Genomic DNA, 15,001 nt, shown 5'->3' with positions numbered 1-15,001 from the left:
AGACCAAGATGGCCGTCCATTTCAACCATACGATCCTGTCAGCACACGACAGCAAGGCATCAGCCGATTTCCTGGCGGAAATGCTGGGACTGCCCGCGCCACGGCAATGGGGACCGTTCCACATGGTCACCACCGACAACGACGCCAATCTCGACTACATGAACACCGAAGGCGAAATCATCCCGCAGCACTACGCCTTCCTGGTCGGCGACACCGAATTCACGGCGATATTCCGGAGGATTGGCGAGCGGAATCTGACTTATTGGGCGGATCCAGGCCAGCAAAGGCGGAACGAGACGAATGATCATGACGGCGGACGCGGTCTCTATTTCAAAGATCCGAACGGACATCTGCTCGAAATTATAACGCGGCCATATGGCAGCGGCGGCTGGAATCCCTGAGTGGAACGGGCGACGAACGGAAGTCATCGCAAGAGGAAGGGTTCCGGGGCTTCAACAGCTATTTCGGCTATTCACCATTTTCTCGATCGATACCGGCCGGAATGCCGTTATTCGTCATGTGGTTGCGGACGAATTCCCCAATCTCCATGGCGTGGACCAGCTGCGCCGCTTCGAGTCACAGCTATGCGCGCTGACGGCACCGCCAAGCGCACCTCCGAGTTTGGGAACCCAATCCGGAATGATGGGTGAAGAAACTGTCAGCAGCCCCTTCACCCAATTCCAGTTACTTCCGAAATCGACCGCTTTCGCTTCTTCTCGCCATATAGACAAAAACACGATGAAGCATGCCGTACCGAGCGCCAGCGAAAGCCGTACGTCCTTGAGGAGGCTTAATCAGAACTCCGACCACTCCTGCTGGAGACGTTTAAGCGCAACATTGCCCTGCGTGACGGGAGCGGGGCGAGCAGCAGGCCGACCGGCTGTCGGGGCCGAGGCAAGCCGGGCCACGGACTTCGCCTGTGGCTCCATACGCTCGGCTTCGCCTGTGCGGAACGCGCTCAGGAGCTCTCCGAGACGCTTGCTTTCCTCGGCCAAACCTGCGCCGGCCGCATTCATCTCTTCAACCATGGCGGCATTCTGCTGTGTCGCCTGATCCATGTGATTGACAGCGCTGTTGATCTCCGAAAGCCCCATGGACTGCTCCTGAGCGGCGGTGGCAATCGCATCCATGTGCTGATTGATCTGCAGGACCAGGTCGGCAATAGCTGCGAGACCCTCGCCGGTGTCGTTGACGAGTTTCACGCCTTCGCCGACGGCGACTTCAGAATTGCCGATCAGAACCTTGATCTCTTTGGCGGCATTGGCCGAACGCTGGGCCAGTTCGCGCACTTCCTGGGCGACGACGGCAAAGCCCTTGCCGGCTTCACCCGCACGTGCTGCCTCGACGCCTGCGTTGAGCGCAAGCAGGTTTGTCTGGAAGGCGATCTCGTCGATCACGCTGATGATCTGGCTGATCTGCTTGGACGAATGCTCGATCCTGCCCATGGCATTGACGGCATTGTTGACGACCTGGCTGGAGTTTTCTGCCCGCGATCGGGCGCCGCGTACCAAGTCACGGGCGTCGCCAGCCCGCTTGGAGGTCGACTGAACATTGGCCGTAACCTCTTCGAGCGCCGCTGCCGTCTCTTCCAGCGAGGCGGCCTGCTGCTCCGTGCGCTTGGAAAGATTATCGGAAGCCTGCGAAATCTCGTAACTGCCGCTGTTTACGAGTGACGCGGCGTGGCCGACCTGAGACATCGCAGCGCGCAACTGGCTGACCGACGAATTGAAATCGTGACGCAGAGCTTCGAACTGCGCAGCCAACGGCGTTTCGATCTCGCACCGCAGGTCGCCGGATGCCAAATGACGAAGTCCTGTCGCAAGCGAACCCGTAGCCTGCAGCAGCCGCTCTTCGGCCTCTGCTTCGGCGCGGCGCTGGACTTCGAGGCGTTCGTTCTCCGATGTAATGCGTGCCTCGGCGGCTTCGGCTTCGAGCGCCTTGTTGCGCAGGGCTGCCTGCTGGAAAATCTGGACAGAACGCGCCATGGCGCCGATCTCATCACGCCGTTCGACGCCACCGATCAAGACCGAGAGGTTGCCTTCGGCGAGTGCGGTCATGGAATGAGTTAGCGCCCCGACGGGCCTGGTGACGCGAAAGATGATGACGCAGATGCCCGTAATGCTCAGAACCACGGAAACAAGGAAAGTGAGCCCGTAGGCGATCAAGCTGACGAACGCATCATTCTGGCTGGCGGATGCGTTCGCGACCATGCCGTCTGCGGCTGCCGCGGCGGTGTTCGTGATGGTCAGAAGGGCGGCGTTGCCAAGCGGGCGCCAGTCGTCAAGGGGCATGGCCTTCTTCTCACCAGCTGCGAACTTCGCAAGCAATGCACTGTGTTTTGCTGCAAAATCACCGTTGAAGAAGGTCGCGCTGCTGACTTTATAGGCGTCTCTGACGACCTGTGGCGTCGACGGATGATTGACCAGAGTGCCGATCTGTTCCCAGGTGAAATTCGCAGTGTAATCGAATTGTTGGATCTTGCTGACGTCCTCGGGCTTCATCGCCTCTCCGGAGGCGAGCGTGTTGACGAACAACAGGTTTGCAGCCCCAGCCGTTGCGCGCGTGTACCATGTCAGTGCACGGATCTGAATGAGTGCCGTCATTGAGGGATCACTGGTGCGGATCCGGCTTTCGATGGCGGTCGAACCTGCCTCCAACGCGGTCAAGAGCTGCTGACCGAGGTCCAGCGTCGTAGCCTGCAGTGTCGGATCGCGATCAGCTAGCTTCTTGGCGACTTCGCTGTCGAGCTTTGAGCGGAATGCAACTACCCGATCATAGGCGTTCATGACGTCGGCAATCGGGGCTTTGAGCGCCTGGTCATCGATATCTGCAAAGACCGATTTTGCGTCACCCATATATTTGTCGACGATGCCTCTGTCCTTTTTCAACAAGGCGAGCGTTGCATCTTGCGAGCCAAGCTCAAGTTTGGCGAGCGACGAGCCGTCACCTCGCTCGTTGCGAAAGTTGGCGAGTGTCTGGAAGAGCGCGCGGTCGAGCAAGGTGAACTTCGAGACGTCGGCATACTTGCCTGCATCGCGATAGGCATCAAGCGTCGACGATCCCGTCAGCACACATAGAGCGATGCTGAGAAAAAGGAAAATTCCAACAAGTATATTGCGCAGAGAAAAAATCATAATTGCTCACCTACGTTCGGGGTGCCATGACGCTAACCCGCTTCGCCAAAACCCGTATTTCTGGAGCTCTTGTGGTGAAACTTCTAAAAGAAAAGCAGTCCGTGAGCCGTCGAGGCGCCGCCCGACCACAGGCGCATCATGCCCTGCCCAATCAGGAGAAAAGTTACCTCAGCTTTATTGAAACAGGATTAATGATTTCCCCTAAAAACACAGGGGGTGTTTAGACAGATCCTTCGTAAGATGGGCAGGAGCGCGAAAGTAATCCCCGGCCTGCCGCACTCCGTCGTCAAGGCGCTTTCGAGCCAGCAGGGATTGGATAATGCAATGGATAATACGTTGACCTGCACCTCATGCGGACTGGACAAGACTGAGTCGATCGTCCACGGAGGTTCATACATCCTTCGATGCGCCGCTTGCGGCGAAGCAATCGTCGCGACATCATTCATGGCGATGCTCGACTCGGAATACGACTGGGCCGCCTTTACCGATGCGGGTCCTGGAAAAGTCCCACGGCCGGAGGCTCTCGTCGCGCGTGGGCGGCTTCAGCAGATATCGGCGGCAATCAAGGCCGCGGCACGTGATGGAAATCCGATCCGTCTGATCCTCGAAACAAAGGACTGAAGCGCCGCCTTCGCGCCACTTCCCAGCGTCGCACAGGCGACTTCAGCCGTCGTTTGGTGATCGCTCCGACGAAAGTGGATCACCATCTGCTTACGGCATCACATAAGCCGCTCTCTTTCGAGTTCCCATCCGCGGCGTATGCGGTAGAAGGAGATGTGATCACACGCACCATTCGCCATAGCGACTGATTTCGGCTTTGCCGTATCCAAAGAGGTTCGCCGGAGCAACAGCGAGGCTTGGCTCAAGCCGCTTGACGCGATGTCAGAGCAACATCGACGCACCACGGTCGAGATAGGTATCGAGGAATTGCTCGAGACGAGGATTTCTCGGCTTCTTGAACACCTCCTGCGGCGGCCCGCTGAACAGCACCTTGCCGTGATCGAGAAAGATGATCTGCTGGCCGACGGTCGCGGCGAAACCGATTTCGTGTGAAACGACCACCATCGTCATGCCCTCGCCCGCCAGGTCGCGCATGACGTTCAGGACTTCGCCGGTCAGTTCCGGATCGAGCGATGAGGTGGGCTCATCGAACAGCATGATCTTCGGCTTCAATGCCAGGGCGCGGGCAATCGCCACGCGCTGCTGTTGTCCGCCCGAAAGCTGCGACGGATAATGCCCTGCCCTTGCCTCGAGCCCGACCTTGACGAGTTGCACCATGGCCGCATCTTCGGCCTGCTTACGGCTCATCTTGTGAACCGTCTTCAGAGCCTCGCTGACATTGCCGAGCGCCGTCATATGCGGCCAGAGATTGAACTGCTGGAAGACCATGCCGATCTGGGCGCGGATCGAACGATTGGTCGCTGCCGAGATACGTTCACGACGTCCTTGAGCATCCTCGGTAAAGCCAAGGACCTCGCCGTTGATGGAGATCGTTCCGCGCGTCGCCTCTTCCAGGAAAGCCATGCATCGCAAAAGCGTGCTCTTGCCGGAGCCGGACGGGCCGATGAGGCAGGAGACCTGCCCCGGCTCGATGGCAAGATCGATGCCATGAAGGACCGTGGTCTCTCCGAATGTCTTGACGAGATTCCTGACTTCGATAGCGGGGACGCTCATGCGTTGAAAAACCTGAATCTGGAAAGTTTCGTTTCGGCAAGGTTGCCAAGCCAGCCGGTGACTTCGACGAGCACCCAGTAAAAGAGCGCCAGGGCAGACAGCGCCTCGACGAAGGCATATTGCTGCGATCCGATCGCGCTCAGCGTCGCCGTCAATTCCGGCACGGTGATGATGGAGAGGACTGCCGTCTCCTTCATCAGAATAACGGTCATGTTCACGCAGGGCGGCAGCACCAGCATCGTCATCTCCGGCAGGAGAATGCGCCTTATGATCTGCCCGCGCGTCAAGCCGACGCACTCGCCGGCCTCGATATGGCCTTTCGGCACGGCCCGAAATCCGGAACGGAAGATTTCGCTGAAATAGGCAGCACCATAGATCGAAATACCGATCAGTCCTGCCGGCACGGGATCGAGCTCGAGGCCGACGAAAGGGCCGCCGTAATAGACGAGGAAAATCTGGATAAGAAATGGCGTGCCACGCAGCACCGCCACGATGGCACCCAGCACCTTGTCGACGACTACGCCGCCATATTGCCGGGCCACCGCCATCAGGAAGCCGATAATGGCCGCGGCGATGGTGCCCACAATCCAGATCATGATCGTGACGCCGGCGCCGCTGAGGATGGCAGGCCACTGGCCGATGAGGACGTTGATGTCGAAGGTCATCGTGCTACCCCCGGCAATCTGCTTTCGATCAGGCTGCCGGCAAGCGCGACCACCCAGTTGATCACGAGATAGATGAGGCCAGCGGCTGCGAAGATCTGCAGCGGCAGAAACGTGCTGCCGGCGAGATCCTGCGCCATGCGGGTCAGTTCGACGATACCGACGACGGAAACCAGCGACGATGCTTTCAAAATAAGGATCGCCTCGTTGACGAGAGCTGGGAATGTGAGACGCAGCGCGATCGGAACTTTGATGCGGCGGAAAATCTGACGTGGAGTGAGGCCCACCATCTCCGCCGACTCCACCAGCCCGCGCGGCACGCTGGCAAAGCCGCCACGCAGGTTCTCTGCCTGATAGGCAGCCGTACAGAGCGACAGGCCGATGATTGCCGCAACGACACTCGGCACGTTGAGGCCGACAGCTGGAAGCAGATTGTAGATCAGCAGCAATTGCACCAGCAGCGGCACGCCGCGAAAAAAGCTGATGAAAAACTGGGCAGGCCGCACGAAAAGACTACGCCCCGTCAGCAACATTCCCGAAATCAGGATCGCAATTGCAAAACCGATAAAGATCGACACAAAGCTGATCGTCACCGTGTAGATGGATGCCTGCAGAAGCAACCCAAAGAGCTCGATGGACATTGTTGAGTGTTCGCCGCGTGGTGACAGAAAGCTTGGATCTCGGTCGTCAGCCGTGCCCGGCAGCAAAGCGGGCACGGCCGGTTTCCGAGGGCTGATCAGAATGCCGGATCCTTGACGGCGTCAGGCGTGTCAAAGCTTGCGCCGAACCACTTCTTCTGCAGCGTCGCCATGCGGCCGTCAGCCTTGATCTTCAACATGGCTGCATCGATGGCGTCCATCAACGGTGCATGATCGGCGTCCTTCAAGCCGATAAAGCCGAAATAGGACTTCTTGCCGAAGGGCGGCAGCACGACTTCGAACGTGCCTTCACGCTGCTTGGCGACGAATGCGATATTCGGCAGCGAGTTGGCGACGCCGGCGATGCGGCCAGCGGCGAGATCGGCGTAGGATTCCGTAAAGGCCGGGTATTCGCGGATATCGACCTTGGTCGGCAGGGTTTCGGAAAACTCCTTCAGCTGGTCGAGCTGCGCGGTCGCCTTGCCAACGCCGATCTTCTTGCCGGCGATATCTTCCGGCTTGCTGATCGTCTTGTCACCGGCCTTTTTCAAGATCGCAATGGTTGCTTCGGCCAGAGGCGGTGTGAAACGATAACGCTCCATGCGCTTCTTGGTGATCGTCGCCGGGCCGGCAACGACGTCGAACTTTCCAGCTTCAAGCGCCGGGAAAACGCCGTCCCATGGCAGCGTGACCCATTCGATCTTCACGCCCAGTTCCTTGCCGATCTCATCGAAGATGTCGACGTTCAAGCCCACATGCTTGCCTGCATCGATGAAATCGAATGGGGCGAAGGCCGTCTCGGTGCCGACCTTCAGGGTGCCGGCGGCCTTGACGGCGGCAAGCGTGTCAGCCGCATGGGCCGACATCGTTGCGCCAAACAAAAGTGCGGCGCCCACCAAACCCTTCAGAAGCGAATTCTTCCTCATATCTTTCTCTCCAGTTTTGTACCCTTCGTTTGGAAGGTTCAGATTCCCCAAGCATTGTCCCGCCAGGCCGATTTTTATGACCTTTTGTCTATACAAATAGATACAGCCTCGCCTACACTGTCAAATACAAAACATAACGAACGCAAGAATTATGCCGCATGATGCCCGATGGATCTGGCAGGCGCGGTTTCCACGGACACTGAATTCATTGCCGGAGCAAGGCGAGCGTTGGTCCCAATTCATCAGAGAATTCTGAAGGATATCGAAAGCAGGATCGTGAGCGGCATCTGGCCGCCGGGGCACCGAATACCCGTCGAACATGAGCTGCTGAAGGAGTATCGATGCTCCCGGATGACGGTGAACAAGGCGCTTTCGACCCTGGCCGAGCGCGGCATGATCATACGTCGTCGCAGGCTCGGTTCCTTCGTCGCTTCGCGGCAAATCGACCGCACGGTCATGGATATCCAGGATATTTCCACGGAAGCGGAGTTGGCGGGACACGAACATAGCCACACGATGCTGATGCGGAAAATCGAGAGGCTCGATCCCGCCACCGCGATGCGGCTAGGCGAAACCACGGGCGCGGAGATCCTGCGGCTCCACTGCCTGCATGCGGTCGACGGCAAGGCGAATGCGCTGGAGCGGCGCATCATCATGCTGGACCTGGTGCCATCGGCAAGAACCGAGAGTTTCGCTTCGGTCCCACCCGGCAAATGGTTGCTGGACATGGTGCCCTGGTCGAAGGCCCGGCATGTCATTCGTGCCGTCTCGGCCGATGCGGCGACGGCACGCCTGCTCGAAACCGAGCGCGGCGAAGCCTGTCTGACGCTCATACGCCAGACATGGCAGAGCAGTCGCACGGTTACCTATGTCGAGTTCATCCATCCCGGCGATCGCTTCCAGTTTGCCGGCGACTTTTATCCAAATGAGAGAGCTGTCACCGATCAACCATCGCAGGGAGGCGACTCTTGAACGAGAAGCGGATCAGCAGGGCAGTTCCGCTCAAAGGCTTGCAGGCTTTCGAAGCCGTCGGCCGTTGCGGCAGCGTGAACGCCGCAGCATTGGAACTGAAGGTTTCGCCCGGAGCGATCAGTCAGCAGATCCGTAAGATCGAGAGCTTTCTCGGTGTCACCTTGCTTGAGCGCAATGGTCGCACGGTGGAACTCACCCAATGGGGGCGGCTCTATCATCAGGAAATATCGAAGGGATTCGAGCAATTCGCACTTGCTGAACAGGTCCTGGAACGGGCGCGCAACGAGAATGCCCTTGTCCTCAGCGCGCTATCTTCCGTCGTCAACAAATGGATCGGGCGCCGGATCTTCGATTGGCAGGCCCTTCATCCAAACGCGCATGTCCGGATCGTCGGGCGCGACAAGGAACCGCGCATGGGCTTCGACGACATCGATTTCCGCATCAGCTATGGTTCGGACGTACTGCAGCATGAACACTATAGCGAGCTGTTCCGCGATTGGGTGGTCCCTGCCTGCTCGCCGGCCCTGATCAAGGGCAAGGCGCCTTCTGCGGCGCAACTTCTTCAATATCCGCTCCTGCATGTCGAATGGGAGCGGCATTTCACGCCCTATCCCAGCTGGCTTGAATTCGCCGCGAAGACGGGAGCGGCGCTCGAAGAAACCGCCGCCGGCCTTTCCTTCACCCTATCAAGCAGCGCAATTGACGCCGCCGTCAACAAGCGCGGCGTCGTTCTCGCACAAATGTCGATGATTGCGGATGAGCTCGAGGCGCAGACGCTCGTCATTCCCGTCGACATACGCATTCCCTTGCGCGAAAGCTATTTTCTCGCCTGGGACAGGGCGGCCCTGGAAAAACCCTACGGGCGCCAATTTCGCGATTGGCTTCTCACCATTTCCCGCCAGCAGGGCCTGGTGTCGGCATCAGGATCGACATTTTAGAAAAACTAAAACGGACCTCAGCTCCGCGATATTGATGAAATTTTGCGCCTGGCGATAATTTGCGCATTCGCCGTCAACCGGAACGGCGTGACCGGCAAAATGGGAGAGTTCGATGGCGCGGACCGACAAGATGAAACTCGGAACTTTCGTCTATACGTTCGGCTTTCATCCGGCCTCCTGGCTACATCCGGCAAGCGACGTCAACGGCGCCAACGACTTCGCGCATCTGCTCGATGTCGCCAAACGATCCGAGGCGGCCAAATTCGATTTCATGTTCATGGCCGATTCTCCGGCAGCGGCCGTCGGCGATCCCAATGCGCTTGCCCGCATCCCCACAAAGATGAACCGTTTCGAACCCCTCTCGCTGCTCTCGGCACTGGCGGTCACGACCAATGATCTCGGCCTCGTGGCGACGGTCTCGACAAGCTATTATGAGCCGTACAATGTAGCCCGTCTGTTTTCCTCGATCGACCATCTGAGCAAGGGCCGCGCCTGCTGGAACGTCGTCACGTCAGACCATGACGAAACCGGCTACAACTTCAATCGCGAAGGGCTGGATCCACACGCGCTGCGCTATGAACGCGGCAACGAGTTCGTCGACGTCGTCTTCGGTCTTTGGGACAGCTTCGAGGAGGGCGCGCTCCTTCTCGACCGCGAAAACGGCGTCTACTATGACAAGGACAAGCACCACACGCTCAACCACAAGGGCAAGCACTTCCAGGTTCGCGGACCTCTGAACATTGCGCGAACGCCCCAGGGCCGTCCTGTCATCGCCCAGGCGGGCGGTTCTGAGCCCGGAATGGATATGGCCGCACGCACGGCCGAGATCGTCTTCAGCCTCGCATCGAACATCGAGCGGAACCGGTCCTTCTACGACAATGTCAAGAGCCGGATGGCGGCCTATGGCCGCGATAGAGACGATCTGAAAATCATGCCGGGCATCGTCATCAACGTCGGCGAAACCGAGGCCGAGGCAAAGGCGAAGGTGGACTATCTGATCGACAAGATGCATCCCGATGTCGGGCGGCTGATGCTTTCCGAGTTCCTGGAGGCGGACCTGCGCGGCGTGGCGCTCGATGAGCCCTTCCCGATGGACCGTCTACCGGCCGCTCCGAAAGGATCGCGCGCGCTGTTCGACGAACTGGTCGATTTCGTCAAGAGCGGCCACACGGTCGGCGAACTGATCCGGCACTATGCCGAAAAGCATACGGGAAACGGCATAACAGGCACGCCGGCCCAGATCGCCGACTACATGGAGGAGTGGTTCGAAACGCGTGCGGCCGACGGCTTTATCCTGATGTTCCCGACCCTACCATCCAGCCTCGACGATTTCGTGCGGTTCGTGCTGCCGGAACTTCGCCGCCGCGGGCTGTTCCGCGAGGAATATGAGGGCAGAACCCTGCGCGAAAACCTCGGCATTTCCACGCCGGCAAACCGTTTTGCCAAGAGCTGAGGGCCGGTCCAGTGAGCGACGAGGCTCTGATCAGCGACGCGGAATTCAAGCTATCGATGCGTCACCTGGCCGGTGCGGTCAGCGTGATCACGGTCGGTGACGGACAGAACCGCACCGGCTTCACCGCGACCTCGGTTTCCTCATTTTCGGCGGATCGGCCTTCCGTCATCGTCAGCGTCAACAGGGCTTCTTCCTCCTGGCCGGCGCTGCAGCGGTACGGCTGCTTTTGCGTCAACGTGTTGGCGGCCGACCAGCAGCATGTGGCGCAATCCTTTGCCGGTGTTGACGGGCGCAAGGGTGCCGATCGCTACGATGGTGCCGGGTGGTATCGCCTCAGGACGGGTGCAGCCGCACTTGAAAATGCCCTCACGGTCCTAGACTGCAAGCTCGAAACCGTGTTTGAGCATCATTCCCATGCCATTCTGATCGGGCACATCCGTGCAATGGAAATCCGGCAGGACATCGGACCGCTGCTCTACTGGCGAGGCGGCTATCATGGCCTTCCTGCTGCTGATCGCCTAGCGGAGCCGATCCGGCAATAACCTGATCGAAGCAACATCGACATTGGCAAAGGCAAATCTAAGGTACCGCTCCTGCCCCTCCCCGAAATATGCCCCGGGAATGCAGATCACGCCGCGCTCCCTCGCAAGTTCTTCAGCAACCTCGGATGACGATCGGCCCTCGAAAGGATGACGAACGAAGGCGAAATAGGCGCCGATCGCTGCAATCTCCCAACCCATCAGCTCGGAAGTGGCCTGTCTCAAAGCATCGGCGCGGCGGGCGATTTCCAGCCGGTTGCCGGCCCGCCAGTCGGCAAGGACAGGCAGAGCCGATGCAACGGCGATCTGAGCCGAACGCGGGGCGCAGATCTGCATATTATCCATGACCTTCGCGATCTCAGCGATGAGCCCGGGGCCTGCCGTGACGGCGCCGAGGCGATGGCCGGGAATGCAGAAGGATTTCGAGAAGCTATAGAGAAGAACGAGCGTATCCTCCCAGCCCGGCTCCGACAGCAGGGCGTGCGGCCTGCCGTAATCTTCGGCCAGGAAGTCGCGATAGGTTTCGTCTACAACCAGCCAGGCGCCATATTTTCGGCACAGTAAGAAAAGCTCGTGAAGCAGACCGGGCGGATAGACAGCCCCGGTAGGATTGTTGGGCGTAACGACGGCAAGCATCTTCGTGCCGGCTGCAAGCGCGGCTTCGGCTGAGCCGAGATCGGGAAGAAAGTCGGTTGTGGGGTCGCAGTCGACCAGCAACCGCCCGATCCCCAGCATCGATAGCGTCGTGTCGTGATTGAAATAGAAAGGATTGGTGAGTGCTACCGTATCGCCCGCGCCGGCAAGCGCAATCGCAGTGCACATGAACGCCTGATTGCAGCCGGCCGTGATATGGATATTGTCGGCAGATATATCCGCGCCATAAAGCTCTGCGACATGAGCAGCATAAATCTGGCGCAACAAAGGCTCGCCCTCGATCGGCCCGTAGCCGGTCATCGCCTGTTGCGCAGCCGTTTCGCCGAGAAGGCGCAGCATTTCAGGATGCGCGGGATAACCGGGCACGGCCTGTGACAGATCGATGAGTGGCCCCTTCAATCCCTTGTATTCGCGGCCCCAGGCGACGACGGAAGGAATGGGCGGAGGGGAGAGGCGGGAAACGAACGAATTGAATTTTGCAGCGGTCATATCGATTTCTCTTTGATACCGATTGCTACAACGATACCAATTGCTTTCTCAACCTCTTTGTTGAGTGAGACGGGCCTCAAGTGGAGACGCATGCGCATGGTGTGGGACAAGATGCGGCTCGAACAGCTGCGCGCGGAATTTGCAGACAGCAATGGCGGCGAGATATTCGATGAGACGTTTCGCAAAGTGGCGGAGAAGATCATCTCCAAGAGCGGCACGAGACTGGCGCCATATGCCGGTGTGCCGACCTTCCTCAGCGCGCCCTACATGCAGGTCGCAGCCGACGAGCCCGATTTCGGCAATCTCCAGGTCGCGATAACAGGAATTCCGATGGATCTCGGCGTCACCAACCGCCCCGGCTCCCGCTTCGGACCACGCGCCCTTCGCGCCATCGAAAGGATCGGTCCTTACAACCATGTTCTGGGAACAGCGCCGGTCTTCGATCTTCGCGTCGCCGACATTGGCGACGTACCGTTCCAGAGCCGCTACCGGCTGGAACTCAGCCACGACGACATCGAAAAACGTATCGGCCAGATTGTCGATGCCGGCGTCGCACCGCTCTCAGTCGGGGGTGACCACTCCGTCACGCATCCCATCTTGAAGGCTGTCGGCCGGAATCAGCCGGTGGGCCTCATTCATATCGATGCTCATTGCGACACCAGCGGAGCCTTCGATCAGACGAAGTTTCATCACGGCGGACCGTTTCGCAACGCCGTGCTGGATGGCGTGCTCGATCCGACAAGGACGATCCAGATCGGTATCCGTGGTTCGGCGGAATATCTGTGGGAATTCTCCTATAAGTCGGGAATGACCGTGATCCACGCAGAAGACATCAGCGCAATGGGGATCCCTGCCGTTATCGCCAAAGCCGAATCCATCATCGGCGACGGCCCGACCTATCTCTCCTTCGATATCGACAGCCTCGATCCCAGCTTTGCGCCCGGTACGGGCACGCCCGAGGTCGGCGGATTGACGACGCGTGAGGTTCTTGAGCTGATACGAGGACTAAAGGGCATAAACCTGGTGGGCGGCGACGTCGTCGAGGTTGCTCCCCAATATGATGCGACGACCAACACCGCACATGCTGGAGCTCAAGTGCTCTTCGAAATCCTGAGCCTCATGGTGTTCAGCCCATCAGTCGGCAAACGCTAGACACAAACCTCCCCAACCTCAGCAATTCGGATGATCGGACGCGGCGAGGCGGAGCGGTTTCCACGCTTGCTCCCCTACCGTTCGTATCTGCGAACGTAATCGTTGGTGGCATCGCCATGGGACCAATCTACCGTATCGTCAACGACAGGATTATTCCCGTGGCTGCGCCTCGATAACCTCAATCGCAGAGTCGAACTGACTGACCGGGAATCTGACCCGTAACTGAATTTTTGCTCTTGAGCGGATTCGAAGTGACGACCTCGCGATTTAAAAAGCATGCAGTTGAACGGATACGAACCAGCGACCTATAAATGTTCGGTCCGTTCACGCGGCCGGGGGCAAGGGATCGGTGCCCTCACTCAGAATTGCAAGATATCGGCTATAGCTGAAAACTCTGCCGCGCTTGCGACCCGTTATTTCCTTGATGATGCCGAAGCGCTCCAAGTCTGCGAGCGCCGCGTTAACTGTGGGCGCAGATAGGGCTGTCTTCTGTACGAGCTGATTTGCTGTAAAGAACGGATTTTGCTGAAAGAGATCGTGAATGCGAAGCGCTGAACCCGCGCGATCGCTTTCGGTTGTGATCTGGTCACGGTCTTCCTTGAACACATCCACAATCCGCGTGGCAGCGTCGCACGCCTGATTGGCGGTGTCGGCAACACCCGTGAGAAAAAAGTCGAGCCAACCCTCCCAGTTGCCTTGTTCGCGGACTTCCTGAAGCAGCCGATAGTACTCTGCCCTATGTGTCTTCAAATAAAGACTGAGATAGAGCAGCGGCTTGCGCAGAACGCCGTTCATGCAGAGATAAAGCGTGACCAGGAGGCGGCCGATACGCCCGTTACCATCAAGGAACGGATGAATCGTTTCGAATTGGACATGCAAAAGACCGGCCTTAATGAGGGCGGGCAGTCGCGACCGATCTTCGTGCATAAATTGCTCAAGCGCCTTTAAGCAAGCGTCCATCTCCGTCACCGGCGGTGGCACGAAGAGTGCATTGCCAGGCCGTGTTCCCCCAATCCAGTTTTGCGAACGGCGGAATTCTCCAGGATTCTTGGTGCCGCCGCGCCCGCTTTGCAGCAATCGCGCATGCATTTCGCGGATTACGCGTAGCGACATAGGAAAGGCTTCGAGCCGTTCCAGACCGTACATCATGGCATCGACGTAGTTGGAAACTTCACGTATGTCGTCGATCGACTGTCCTGCCTGCGCTTCTGTCTCAAAACGCAGCAAGTCAGAGAGTGTCGATTGCGTCCCCTCGATCTGCGAGGATAGAACAGCTTCTTTCCTGACATACATATAAAGAAACAGCTCCTGACGCGGGAGCAACACTGTGATGCCACCCAGGCGTCCGAGTGCTCGCTCCGCCAGGCTGAGGCGCTCCAACAGCGAAAGCACGTCAATGGCCGGCCATGGCGGCAATGGCGGCGGTACAAACGCTCGCACCTTTTCGCCGGCTGCGGATGTTTCTACAAAGCGTCCTAGCCGCCGAGAGCGTTCAGAATCAGACATGGCGATAGTATGATTTTTGATCGCTATTTAAGCAAGGGCCATCTCACTTAAATAAGTGGCAGACTAAGGTAAGCGGCGTTAAATAAACGAGTTTCGGATCGTCCTTATGCTCTTGAGTGGAATCGAACCGAAAGCACCCAAGAAAATGGGTAAATCATTGATTGAACTGGAATTTGTCTTTGAGTTTATTTTATCGCATGCGCGCCAATACATAGAGTTTGACAGGCGCGCGGCATGTAGTGGTCGTCGGCCATGTCCTTCCAG

The 15,001-nt window shown here is 58.4% G+C and carries 14 protein-coding genes; 7 read left to right on the top strand and 7 right to left on the bottom strand.

The genetic code is table 11. The features are described from left to right. Positions 1-8 precede the first annotated feature (8 nt). Positions 9-401, top strand: a complete 393-nt coding sequence (locus FHT84_RS23050) for a VOC family protein (protein ID WP_112342204.1) — start codon at positions 9-11, stop codon at positions 399-401. A gap of 393 nt (positions 402-794) precedes the next feature. Here the strand turns inward: FHT84_RS23050 and FHT84_RS23045 are convergent, their stop codons facing one another. Continuing rightward, complete coding sequence (locus FHT84_RS23045) at positions 795-3,134, bottom strand: methyl-accepting chemotaxis protein (protein WP_183764297.1); 2,340 nt, start codon at positions 3,132-3,134, stop codon at positions 795-797. Positions 3,135-3,458: 324 nt separating this feature from the next. On the opposite strand from FHT84_RS23045, the gene FHT84_RS23040 reads away from it, so the two are divergent. After that, positions 3,459-3,755: a hypothetical protein gene (locus tag FHT84_RS23040; protein ID WP_183764299.1), complete on the top strand. Its 297-nt coding sequence runs from the start codon at positions 3,459-3,461 to the stop codon at positions 3,753-3,755. A gap of 261 nt (positions 3,756-4,016) precedes the next feature. Here FHT84_RS23040 and FHT84_RS23035 read toward each other — a convergent pair whose 3' ends face one another. The 4 genes from FHT84_RS23035 to FHT84_RS23020 form a co-directional block, all read right to left on the bottom strand. Continuing rightward, entirely contained in the window at positions 4,017-4,808 is a 792-nt protein-coding gene (locus FHT84_RS23035) for an amino acid ABC transporter ATP-binding protein (RefSeq protein WP_169646164.1), read from the bottom strand. Beyond that, positions 4,805-5,473: an amino acid ABC transporter permease gene (locus FHT84_RS23030; protein ID WP_112342129.1), complete on the bottom strand. Its 669-nt coding sequence runs from the start codon at positions 5,471-5,473 to the stop codon at positions 4,805-4,807. Before FHT84_RS23030 ends, FHT84_RS23035 begins: the two co-directional genes overlap by 4 nt. Beyond that, a complete protein-coding gene (locus FHT84_RS23025) occupies positions 5,470-6,111 on the bottom strand; it encodes an amino acid ABC transporter permease (protein ID WP_183764302.1) in 642 nt (213 codons plus the stop codon). Before FHT84_RS23025 ends, FHT84_RS23030 begins: the two co-directional genes overlap by 4 nt. Positions 6,112-6,206: 95 nt before the next feature. Next, the gene (locus FHT84_RS23020; protein ID WP_183764305.1) at positions 6,207-7,034 is read right to left on the bottom strand and encodes a transporter substrate-binding domain-containing protein; all 828 of its coding nucleotides are present in this window, start codon (positions 7,032-7,034) and stop codon (positions 6,207-6,209) included. A gap of 228 nt (positions 7,035-7,262) precedes the next feature. On the opposite strand from FHT84_RS23020, the gene FHT84_RS23015 reads away from it, so the two are divergent. From FHT84_RS23015 to FHT84_RS23000, 4 genes are all read left to right on the top strand, one after another. Further along, positions 7,263-8,006 (top strand): UTRA domain-containing protein, encoded by a 744-nt coding sequence (locus tag FHT84_RS23015; RefSeq protein WP_112342137.1) that lies wholly within the window; start codon positions 7,263-7,265, stop codon positions 8,004-8,006. Further along, a complete protein-coding gene (locus tag FHT84_RS23010; protein ID WP_112342132.1) occupies positions 8,003-8,944 on the top strand; it encodes a LysR family transcriptional regulator in 942 nt (313 codons plus the stop codon). The genes FHT84_RS23015 and FHT84_RS23010 overlap by 4 nt, the downstream gene beginning before the upstream one ends. Before the next feature lie 112 nt (positions 8,945-9,056). Next, on the top strand, positions 9,057-10,397 hold the full coding sequence (locus tag FHT84_RS23005; RefSeq protein WP_183764309.1) for an LLM class flavin-dependent oxidoreductase: 1,341 nt from the start codon (positions 9,057-9,059) through the stop codon (positions 10,395-10,397). An 11-nt stretch (positions 10,398-10,408) separates the two neighbouring features. Then, a complete protein-coding gene (locus FHT84_RS23000) occupies positions 10,409-10,939 on the top strand; it encodes a flavin reductase family protein (RefSeq protein WP_112342134.1) in 531 nt (176 codons plus the stop codon). Here FHT84_RS23000 and FHT84_RS22995 read toward each other — a convergent pair. Next, on the bottom strand, positions 10,916-12,079 hold the full coding sequence (locus tag FHT84_RS22995) for an aminotransferase (RefSeq protein WP_183764312.1): 1,164 nt from the start codon (positions 12,077-12,079) through the stop codon (positions 10,916-10,918). The genes FHT84_RS23000 and FHT84_RS22995 overlap by 24 nt on opposite strands. Positions 12,080-12,175: 96 nt before the next feature. Here FHT84_RS22995 and speB point away from each other — a divergent pair, with 96 nt between their 5' ends. Then, a complete protein-coding gene (gene speB / locus FHT84_RS22990) occupies positions 12,176-13,231 on the top strand; it encodes an agmatinase (protein ID WP_112342138.1) in 1,056 nt (351 codons plus the stop codon). A 324-nt stretch (positions 13,232-13,555) separates the two neighbouring features. On the opposite strand, the gene FHT84_RS22985 is transcribed toward speB, so the two are convergent. Beyond that, positions 13,556-14,737, bottom strand: a complete 1,182-nt coding sequence (locus FHT84_RS22985) for a Fic family protein (protein WP_183764315.1) — start codon at positions 14,735-14,737, stop codon at positions 13,556-13,558. Positions 14,738-15,001 lie beyond the last annotated feature (264 nt).

This window comes from Rhizobium sp. BK289 (genome assembly GCF_014193575.1).
In the GTDB taxonomy this organism is placed as follows: Bacteria; Pseudomonadota; Alphaproteobacteria; order Rhizobiales; family Rhizobiaceae; genus Rhizobium; species Rhizobium tropici_C.
Note: the sequence above shows the minus strand (reverse complement) of the source record. Positions and strands in the feature narration are given on the sequence as shown.

What these genes read in the sequence shown, in the direction of transcription:
- FHT84_RS23035 (WP_169646164.1), bottom strand. Translation starts at nt 4,808, where the DNA reads ATGAGCGTCCCCGCTATCGAAGTCAGGAATCTCGTCAAGACATTCGGA.
- FHT84_RS23040 (WP_183764299.1), top strand. Translation starts at nt 3,459, where the DNA reads ATGGATAATACGTTGACCTGCACCTCATGCGGACTGGACAAGACTGAG.
- FHT84_RS23005 (WP_183764309.1), top strand. Translation starts at nt 9,057, where the DNA reads ATGGCGCGGACCGACAAGATGAAACTCGGAACTTTCGTCTATACGTTC.
- FHT84_RS23030 (WP_112342129.1), bottom strand. Translation starts at nt 5,473, where the DNA reads ATGACCTTCGACATCAACGTCCTCATCGGCCAGTGGCCTGCCATCCTC.
- FHT84_RS23045 (WP_183764297.1), bottom strand. Translation starts at nt 3,134, where the DNA reads ATGATTTTTTCTCTGCGCAATATACTTGTTGGAATTTTCCTTTTTCTC.
- FHT84_RS23020 (WP_183764305.1), bottom strand. Translation starts at nt 7,034, where the DNA reads ATGAGGAAGAATTCGCTTCTGAAGGGTTTGGTGGGCGCCGCACTTTTG.
- FHT84_RS23025 (WP_183764302.1), bottom strand. Translation starts at nt 6,111, where the DNA reads ATGTCCATCGAGCTCTTTGGGTTGCTTCTGCAGGCATCCATCTACACG.
- FHT84_RS22995 (WP_183764312.1), bottom strand. Translation starts at nt 12,079, where the DNA reads ATGACCGCTGCAAAATTCAATTCGTTCGTTTCCCGCCTCTCCCCTCCG.
- FHT84_RS23050 (WP_112342204.1), top strand. Translation starts at nt 9, where the DNA reads ATGGCCGTCCATTTCAACCATACGATCCTGTCAGCACACGACAGCAAG.
- speB (WP_112342138.1), top strand. Translation starts at nt 12,176, where the DNA reads ATGGTGTGGGACAAGATGCGGCTCGAACAGCTGCGCGCGGAATTTGCA.
- FHT84_RS22985 (WP_183764315.1), bottom strand. Translation starts at nt 14,737, where the DNA reads ATGTCTGATTCTGAACGCTCTCGGCGGCTAGGACGCTTTGTAGAAACA.